This is a genomic window from Deltaproteobacteria bacterium (assembly GCA_016234845.1).
In the GTDB taxonomy this organism is placed as follows: domain Bacteria; phylum Desulfobacterota; class Deferrimicrobia; order Deferrimicrobiales; family Deferrimicrobiaceae; genus JACRNP01.
This window is the reverse complement of the sequence record JACRNP010000006.1, coordinates 1-9,429: the sequence shown is the minus strand read 5'-3', so window position 1 is coordinate 9,429 and position 9,429 is coordinate 1. Positions and strand designations below refer to the sequence as shown.

The following is a 9,429-nucleotide window of genomic DNA, read 5'->3' as shown; positions in this document are numbered from 1 at the left end:
CCTTCACGCCGCGCAGGTTCAGCCAGATCAGCAGGAGGATGACGAAGACGATGAACGTGAACTTGTACGCCAGCCACGGCAGCGGAAGGAAGCTGAAGATGGCGTCCGCCCCGGCCGCGACCGAGATGGTGATCGTCAGCACGTAGTCGATGACGAGCGCCGACCCGGAGACCACCCCCGCCTTCTCCCCCAGCAGCTTCGAGGCGACGATGTACCCTCCGCCGCCCGAGGGGAACGCCTCGATGATCTGGGAGTAGCTCGCGGAGATGATGAACACGGTGAGGACCGTCGCGGCGGCGACGAAGAGCGCGAGGACGGTGTGCCCGCCCAGCGCCAGATACGCCTCCTCCGGCCCGTACGAGGAAGAGGAGATGCCGTCCGCGCCCAGCCCCACCCAGGCGAAGAACGCGATCAGGGAGACGTTGTGGAAGATCTTCGGGTCGAAGAGGTCGCGCGGGGCGCCCAGCAGGAACCTTCTGGCGCGCTGGTACAGCGAATCCTGGGCCATGCCGTCGCCGATTCCGCCGTATGGTTGGAGTGCCGTGCGAATACCCGCGGATTATACCACCGGGAACCGCGGGGAAATTCCCGGGAAACGGGACGCGGCCGGTCAGAGCACCCGGATCGGGAGGACGATCATCGGAAGCCCCGAGAAGACCAGCCGCTTCTGCGCCAGGAAGGCGGTCTGGTTGTGGAGGAGGCGGGAGACCAGGTTCTCCTCGCGGAAGACGAGCTTCCCGGCGAACGCCGTGATGTTCGGGAAATCCTTCGCGACTTCCTCGGCCATGTGCGCGACGCACTCGATCGCGTCGGTCCCCACCATCGTCCGCGCCTCCGCGTAGTACCCGTGCCCCTTCACGAACTCGACGTACCGCTCGATCTGATCCTTGAGGTCGTGCGCGAGGTTCTCGACCTCCGCGGCCCCCTTGAACACGCTCGTGTCCACGATCCCCGCCGAGATGAAGACGAAGTTGCGGAACATGCCGGGGAACTGCTTGACGACCGAGAAGAACACGTGCATCCCCAGCCCGTTGTACCCGGAGACCATGATGACGGCCGTCGGCGCCTGACGCCTCACCATCGGCTCCTGGGCGGCCGGCACGGTCACGGCCGGCAGGGCCAGCAGCAGGTCGTCCAGCCGCCGCAGGCTCTCCTGCGCGATCCGGTAGTGCCGGCGGATTCCGAAGCTCACGGCGACGAACAGGCCGGTGATGAGGAGGGTGACCCACCCTCCCTCGGGGAACTTGAACCAAACGGTGAGGCAGAGCAGGACGCCCGTCAACAGAAACCCCGTGCCGTTCATCGCCATCCCGAACCGCCACCCCCGGGCCGTCGCGCGGTCCTTCCACCAATGGACGACCATTCCGAACTGGGAGAGGGTGAAGGTGAGGAACACGTTGATGGAGTACATGATGACGAGATACTTCACCGACCCGCCGGAGATGTAGAGCATCAGCAGCGCCATCCCGCCCATGAACACCACGCCGTATTTCCGGACCAGCCGCTCGGAGAGATGCGCGAACCGCCGGGGAGCGTAGTAGTCCAGCGCCATGTTGGAGAGAACCTGCGGCCCGTCGATGATGCCGGTCTGCGCCGCGATGAACAGGAGCGCCGTCTCCGACGCCAGCACCACCGCCAGGAGGATCTTGCCGCCGCCTCCCTGCCACAGGTCTCCCACCACCCGCTCGAAGAGGACCGCGTTCAGCGTCTTTCCCGGCACGGGTCCCACCTTGTACAGCAGGTATCCCAGCAGGATCCCCCCGGCCAGGAACGACAGGGAGAGCGCCATGTAGAGCATCGCCTTCTTTCCGGTCTGCACGCGCGGCTCCCGAAGCGTCTGCATCGAGTTGGAAACCGCTTCGATCCCGGTGAAGGTCCCGCCGCCCATCGAAAAGGCCCTCATGAGAAGCGCGGCGAGGCCGAGCCACCCCATCTGTCCCACCGCGGAATGGAAATCCCGGGTCACCTCCCCGGCCAGCGTCGGCACCTCGGGGATGTGCCGCAGCGTCGCGTAGAGCAGGAGCGGGATGTGGGTCAGGATGAACACCATGAAAATGGGCGTGAAGACGGCGACGGACTCCTTGACCCCCCGCAGGTTCATCCAGATGAGGAGGAGGATCACCGCGGTGACGAACCAGATCTTGAGGTGCAGGTACGCGGGGGGAAGGATGCTGAAGAGCGCGTCGGCGCCCGCGGCGATCGAGATGGTCACCGTCAGGATGTAGTCGATGACCAGCGCCGAGCCGGAGACCACCCCCGCCTTCTCCCCCAGCAGCTTCGAGGCCACGATGTACCCGCCGCCGCCGGAGGGGAACGCCTCGATGATCTGGGCGTAGCTGCCGGAGATGATGAGGATCGTCCCCACCGTCATCACGGCGACGAAGATCGCGAGGACTCCGTGGCCGCCGAGGGCGAGGAACGCCTCCTCGGGCCCGTAGCAGGAGGAGGAGATCCCGTCCGCTCCCAGCCCCACCCAGGCGAAAAACGCGATCAGCGAGACGTTGTGGAAGATTTTCGGGTCGAACAGGTCACGGGGGGCGCCGAAGAGGATCCGTTTGGCGCGATGGTAGAAGGAGTCGTTTCCCATATGAGTCGGCCCCCGGCTACTCTTCCTCCCGGAAGGGGACCTCGACCGCATCATACCATTCCGCGAAATCCATGGGGTGGTGCGAAGGGTACCCCCCGGAAATCAGGAGATCGTCGATCGCCCGGTGGGCGTACGAAAGCGCGTTGTCCATGAAGCGGAGCGAGTCGCCGGATGCGCCGTCGAGGTCGGCGGCATGGTACGCGTCGCACCCGAGCGACAGATCCCCGGCGGCCGCCGGCAGCTTCTCTCCCGAGAGGACTTTCCGGATCGCTTCGAGGTGACGGCCGATCCGCCGGTACGCGCGCCGGACCTCGAAGGGAGAGGCGTCGATCTTCCGCCATGGACCGAAGTAGATCGCGTCGTGTCCCGCCCGGAGCGCGGCGTACGGAAGGCCGTCGTACGGGCAGCGCGGGACCGTCCCCCCGGCCCGACCCGGATACCGCAGCTCGGCGCCGCAGGTGCCGCAGCGAAAGAGGGGCGCGTCCGGCATGGAGGGATTATCGCCGTCCCGGGATGCCGAGGGCGCCCGGTGTCAGTGCGGCATCCGGGAAACCACGTAGTGCCGCAAGGTCTTCCGGGAGACGCCGTCGCCCGCGGAGAGGCGGGGAAAGCGAACGTCTCCCTCGATCGACCGTAGTACCCCCTTCCATCGGGACGCCGCCTCCGCCGGTTTCCCCATGAGCGACAGGCACTCGGCCGCCTCCACTTCGGCCAGGACGAACCGCGGGTCGGTCGAGAGCGCCCGCTCCGCGTGGAAGAGCGCCTCCGCGTAACGGCCGCCCCGGCGCAGCAGCAGCGCCATCAGGTAGTCCGCCTCGATGCACGATGGATCGAGCGCGGCCGCCTCCCGGCACAGGCGCAGCGACTCCTCCGGCTGGTCGGCATCCGCCTTCCGCTCGGCCTCGAGCACGCGTTCCATGGCGGGCGAGACGAACAGCCCTTCCGCGGCGTGCCCCGGGTTTCCGGACGGGCTTTCCCCCGGGGACGGACGCGGCGCGCCTCCGGCCCCGGGCGCGACGGAGACCGGGGGGAGAGGGGGGGCGGCGGCCGGTTTCCGGTAGTAGAAGACCTTCTCCCGCTGCTCCAGCCGGAACGCGTCCGATATCCCCCACAACGTCTCGGAATGCCCGAGGAAGAGGACGCCGCCGTCGACCAGGCGGTCGCGGAACCGCTCCACGAGCCGGCGGGTGGTGTCCGCGCGGAAGTAGATCATCACGTTCCGGCAGAAGATCGCGGCGAACCGGTCGCCCCCCGGGGGGCAGGAGAGAAACTCCATCAGGTTCAGAACCTCGAACCGCACGAGGTGCCGGACCGCTTCCGAGACGCGGAACCGCCCTCCGTCCAGCGGCTCGAAATATTTCGTCCGGAGCCGCTCCGGGATCTCCCGAAGCGCCTGCGCGGGGTAGATCCCCTCGCGCGCGATGTCCAGCGCGCCGCGGTGGAGGTCGGTCGCCCAGACCCGCACGGGCACCGCGTGCCGCCCGCGGGACCACTCCAGCGCCGCCATCGCGATCGAGTACGCCTCCTCGCCGGTGGAGCACCCCGCGCTCCACACCGGGACCGGGGGAACCACCCCGCGGTCCGGAAGCTCGGGGAGGATCGACTCCTGGAAGACCTGGTAGAGGCCGGGGGTCCGGTAAAAGCTCGTCTCCCCGATCAGCAGCTCCGTGACCAGCTCCCCGCGCTCGTTCGCCGCCGCGGTTCCCTCCCCCACCGCCGAAAGGTAGTCCCAGGCGTCGGACAGCCCGAGCGCCGCCATCCGCCCGCGGACCACGCTCGACAGGTGCGCCAGCTTCGCGTCGGAAAGGACGATGCCGCTCTCCGACTCGATGAGCTTCCGGAGCATCGTGAAGAGCTCCGGCGGGATGTTGACGCGGAGGCGCACCGGCACGGTCAGGCCTCCTTCGCTTCGTAGCAGACCACCCGGTTCCGGCCGCCCCGCTTGGCTTCGTAGAGCGCCTGGTCCGCCCGGGCGATGACCTCCCGCTCGCCCTCCCCGCCCCCGGGCAGGTAGTCCGCGATGCCGACGCTCACGGTGCAGCGAAGCAGGGGGGAAGGAGCGGCGAACGGCTTCCGCTCCACCGCCTTCCGGAGCCTCTCCCCGACGATGGCCGCCTCGGGGAGGCGGGTCTGGGGGAGGAATACGATGAACTCCTCTCCGCCGTACCGCGCCGGCAGGTCGGTCGCCCGGACGATGTCCCGCAGCACCGTCCCCAGTTCCCGGAGCACCGTGTCCCCCACCGGGTGGCCGTACACGTCGTTCACCTTCTTGAAATGGTCGATGTCGACCATCAGGATCGTGTACGGATCGTTGTGGCGCTTCGCCCGGGCGTGCTCCATCCGCATCGTCTCCCGGAAATGGCGGACGTTCGTGAGGCCCGTCAGCCCGTCGGTGACCGACATCCGCGCGATCTGCCGGTACAGCCACGAGTTCTCGAGGACCATGAAGGCGTGCTGGAGGAGCGTTTCCGTGTGGAACCCGCCGATAGCCGGCGCCTCCGGCGCCCCGGAGTAAAGCGCCAGCAGACCCTTCACCATTTCGCCGCTGCGGATCGGCCGCACGGCCAGCGGCATCATCGGGCCGGTCGCCTCCGATACCGGCGACGCCGCGCCGGCAACCTCGGTCCATACCGTCCGGTCCGCCGAATACGGAACTCCGGACTCCTCCCGGAGCCGCCCGGTCAGCTCCCGCGCCGAAGCGCGCGCCTCCTCGCCCGCGCCGTCGGGGACCACGATCACGCACTCCGAGAGCACGCCGTCCGAGAACACAACGCCCATCGACTCGTGGGGGACGATGTCCCGCAGGAGGCGGAACATCGCGCGCACCGTGGACTCGAAGTCGTCGACCTCCCTCCCCACCCGGCTGATCTCGTTGGCGATGGTGGCTTCGAACAACCGGTCCTCGAGCAGGGAATTGAGGCGCATGTGGAACTCGAGGTCGTCCGGCGCCGCTCCTCCGGGCGAGAGGCCTTTCGGAGGGCGGGGGACCTTCCCCTCCAGGAGCTCCCGGACCGTGGAGGAGATCTCCTGCGGCGAGGAGTCCCGGAGGAGACACCGTTCGGCCCCGGCCCGCGCGGCGTGGATCCGCTCCGAACCCAGCTCCTGGGACGTCAGAAGGACCACCGGGACGTCGCACGTGGCGTCCTCGGACTTGATGAGGCGGCACGCCTGGATCCCGTCGAGACGCGGCATCCGGATCGCCATCAGCACGAGGTCCGGAACCCGCCGGAACATTGCGCGCAAAGCTTCCATGCCGTCGCCGGCCGTCTCCGTCGCATACCCCTCCGACTCGAGGATGTACGAGAGCATCCCCGACACCGTCTCGCTGTCGTCCACGAGGAGGACCCGGAAGGGATCAGACATGGTGGCTCCACATCTCCCGGATCGGAGGCTCGGCCGCCTCCCGCATCATCTCCGCGATCGACGCCGGGGGGAGGAGTTCGTCGACGGCCCCCTTGCGGACCGCCTCCCTCGGCATCCCGAACACGGCGCAGCTCTCCTCGTTCTGCGCGAGGGTCAGGCCGCCTGCCCTGCGCACCGCGAGGAGCCCCTCCGCGCCGTCGGCGCCCATCCCCGTGAGAAGGACACCGACGGCCGCCTTCCCGTACGCGGACGCGAGGGAGTTGAGGAGGACGTCCGCCGACGGCAGGTGGACGCCGCACGGCTTGCGGGATGCGGCACAGACCGTGCCGTCGGCCGCGACCTCCATCTGCCGCCCTTCGGACGCCATCAGGATCGTCCCGGGTTCCGCCCTGTCGGATTCCCGCGCTACCCGGACGCGGAGGGAGGTGTGCTGCTGCAGCCACTCCGCGAACCCCTCCGTGAATCCGCTGGTGATGTGCTGCACGACCAGGATCGGCAGGGGGAACGTGGGGGAGAGCCTTGAAAAGATCTCGCGGAGGGCGGCCGGCCCGCCCGTCGACGCGCCGACGCCGACCGCCCTGTACCGCCCGATGACCTCACGCCCCGGGAGAAGCCGTCTTCCACGAGCCATCGAGAGGGTGTGCCGGAGGTGGCGGACGACAGTGACCCTCGATGCGATCAGGATCTTCTTCCGAAGCACTCGGGAGCAGTCCAGCACCGCGGCTTCCGAGGAAAGGTCCGGCTTCGCCATGACGTCGAGCGCGCCGGCGGCCAGCATGTCGATCGACGCCTTCGCCTCCTCACCCAGCGTGAGGGCGGAGAAGGCGATGATCGGCGTGGCCCGGGAGGCCATGATCCGCTCGGTGGCCTCGATGCCGTTCATTCCCGGCATCTGGACGTCCATGAGGATCACGCCCGGCCGGTGCGACTCCACCATCTCCACCGCTTCCAGGCCGGATCCCGCTTCCCCGACGATCCGGATCCCGTCGTCCCCCTCCACCATCGCCCGGATGATCGCGCGGACCGACGACGAGTCGTCCACGATCAGGAGTTCTACGGGAGGAGAGGTGGGGTGGATCACGTCCGCCGGCCCCGGGACACGGCCCGTCCGATCGTCGCGGTCAGTCGCTCGGCGGTGAAGTCGTCGCTGGTGACGCACGCCTTCGCCCCCGCGGCCATTCCGCGGACCAGGTCGGCCCGGTTCTCCGGCGGGGCGACGAGGATGAACGGGATGTCGCGGGTGTGATCCGCCTGGCGCGCCTGGGAGAGGAGCTCGATCCCGTCCATCCCCGGCATGCGGGCGCCCGCCACGACGGCATGGAACCGCTTGCGCGCCAGCATCTCGAGGGCCGCCTTCCCGCTGGGGGCGGTGTCCACCCGGTACCCCGCCGATGTCAGCACCCGCTGCTGCATTTCGCGGACCAGCAGCGATTCCTCCACGACGAGGACGTCGGCGTCGACCGCCGGGTGGTCTCCCGCGCCGACGGTCTCGGGGGCGACATCCGGGCGCATCCGGACCGCCGACACGAGGTCGTAGACGTCGAGCAGCAGCGCCACGTCGCCGGTCCCGAGGATCGTGGATCCCATGAAGAGCTGCACCTTTCCGAGGTACTTCCCGAGGTCCCGCACGACGACCTCGGTTTCCCCCTCCACCCGGTCGACCACGAGCGCCAGGCGCCGCTGGGATTGGCGGACCATGATCGCCAGGTACCCTCCCGGGGAGGAGGCTGCATCCGGAAGTCCCATGAGCCGGTTCAGCCAGACCAGCGGCACGGGAGCGTCGTCGACGCGCAGCGACTTCCTCCCTTCGACCGTGACGATGTTGCGGTCCGTGAACCGGCGCACGCCTTCAGAGTGCATGACGGGTATCGCGAAGTACTGTTCGCCGGACAGGAAGAGGAGGACCCGGGAAACCGCCATGCTGAACGGCAGTTCCATGACCACCCGGGTGCCCTTCCCCGGCGTGGACGCGATCTCCGCGGTGCCGTTGAACTTTTCGGCGGTGTTCCGGACGACGTCCATGCCGATCCCGCGGCCGGACAGCTCGGTCATCTTCTTTGCGGTGCTGAACCCCGGACGGAACACGAAATCCAGCAGCTCCCGGTCGTCGAGCCGGTACGCCGCCTTCTCGCTGATCAGCCCCTTCCGGATCGCCGTCTCCCGGATCTCCTGCGGGTCGATTCCGCGTCCGTCGTCCTCCACCTCGATGACGACCCGCCCCTTCTTCGGGGTGGCGGTGATCACGATCCTCCCCTTGCGGGCCTTCCCCGCCTTCTCCCGGTCGTCGGGGGGCTCGACCCCGTGGTCCACCGCGTTGCGGATGACGTGGGTCAGCGGTTCCGCCAGCGCCTCGGCGACCTTCCGGTCGATCTCGGTCTTCCCGCCGCGGACCAGCACCTCCACGTCCTTCCCGGTTTCCCGCGCCAGGGCGCCCACCAGCGGCTGGAACGAGTCGAACAGCGGGGAGAGCGGGATCATCCGGATCGACATGAACTCGGACCGGATGTCCTCGAGGTTCTGCGCCAGCGCGCCGGATACGACATTCTCCCGCCGGCGCAGCTCCGACAGATTGCTTCCCACGTCGAGGAACGCGGACTTCCCCTCGTCGATCAGCGGGAGGACCCGTTTCGCGAAACCGGAGGACACCTCCCCCTGGGCGATCCCGTCCTGCATCGCGGCCAACAAGTTTGCTGCGGTCCGCCGGTAGAATTTTCCGAGCTCTCCGATCCGCTCCCGGAGCTCGACCTGGCGCTGCTGATGGGCGATCGCGTTCGTCAGCAGGTTCGAAATCGCTTCCAGCTGCCCGGGATCCACCCGAGTGCCCGTCCCGCGGTCGACGTACGCGGGAGCGGGGGCGGATTCCTGCGGGGGCGGCGCGGCGGGAGATGGCGTACCCCCCTCCGCGGCGTTCGCCGCCGGGGGCGCCGGTTCCTCGACGAACACCTGCGCCAGCCGGAGCCGGTCCAGGACCCCCTGCACGTCGATCGGCTCCCTCGGCGGCTGGCTCAAGGACTCCACCAGCCGGGAGAGGGTGTCCAGCGTCAGGAACAGGGAGTCGGTCAGGTCCTTGTTGGCCAGGACCTTCCGGTCCCTGCGACGCGTCAGCGCCTCCTCGAACCGCTGGGACAGTTCCGAGATCTTCGCGAACCCGAGCATCCGGGCGGCTCCCTTGAGCGTGTGGGCCTCCCGCAGGATGTCCCCCTCGAGCTTGGCGTCCCCGGGGTTCTTTTCGAGATAGACCAGCCCGCCGTTCATCCGGGAGAGGCGGGACTTCGCCTCCGCGACGAACTTCTCCCGGAACTGGGAGAGGTCTATCTTCTTCTCTTCCGCCATCGCCGCTACACCTGGAAGACGGCGGCTTTTTCCTGCAGCTTCGCCGTCATCGACCGCAGCTCCGCCGCCGAGGCGGACGAGTCCCGCATGTGCCCCGCCGTCACCCGCACCATCTCCGCGATCTGGCGCATCGCCTGCACCACCTG

General features: G+C 68.6%; 8 protein-coding genes. All 8 read right to left on the bottom strand.

Annotation, left to right across the window (positions count from 1 at the left end; genetic code table 11):
- The coding region (locus HZB86_00560) for an amino acid permease (GenBank protein ID MBI5904040.1) at positions 1 to 508 on the bottom strand (508 nt) is incomplete at its 3' end.
- Between the two features lie 102 nt (positions 509 to 610).
- Positions 611 to 2,587 (bottom strand): APC family permease, encoded by a 1,977-nt coding sequence (locus HZB86_00555; GenBank protein ID MBI5904039.1) that lies wholly within the window; start codon positions 2,585 to 2,587, stop codon positions 611 to 613.
- 16 nt (positions 2,588 to 2,603) lie between these two features.
- Complete coding sequence (locus HZB86_00550) at positions 2,604 to 3,077, bottom strand: hypothetical protein (protein ID MBI5904038.1); 474 nt, start codon at positions 3,075 to 3,077, stop codon at positions 2,604 to 2,606.
- 42 nt (positions 3,078 to 3,119) lie between these two features.
- Positions 3,120 to 4,478, bottom strand: a complete 1,359-nt coding sequence (locus HZB86_00545) for a hypothetical protein (protein ID MBI5904037.1) — start codon at positions 4,476 to 4,478, stop codon at positions 3,120 to 3,122.
- Between the two features lie 2 nt (positions 4,479 to 4,480).
- Positions 4,481 to 5,950: a diguanylate cyclase gene (locus HZB86_00540; protein ID MBI5904036.1), complete on the bottom strand. Its 1,470-nt coding sequence runs from the start codon at positions 5,948 to 5,950 to the stop codon at positions 4,481 to 4,483.
- Complete coding sequence (gene cheB, locus HZB86_00535; GenBank protein ID MBI5904035.1) at positions 5,943 to 7,031, bottom strand: chemotaxis-specific protein-glutamate methyltransferase CheB; 1,089 nt, start codon at positions 7,029 to 7,031, stop codon at positions 5,943 to 5,945. Before cheB ends, HZB86_00540 begins: the two co-directional genes overlap by 8 nt.
- The gene (locus HZB86_00530; protein ID MBI5904034.1) at positions 7,028 to 9,283 is read right to left on the bottom strand and encodes a hybrid sensor histidine kinase/response regulator; all 2,256 of its coding nucleotides are present in this window, start codon (positions 9,281 to 9,283) and stop codon (positions 7,028 to 7,030) included. The genes cheB and HZB86_00530 overlap by 4 nt, the downstream gene beginning before the upstream one ends.
- Before the next feature lie 5 nt (positions 9,284 to 9,288).
- On the bottom strand, positions 9,289 to 9,429 hold a 141-nt coding region (locus HZB86_00525), incomplete at its 5' end, for a hypothetical protein (protein MBI5904033.1).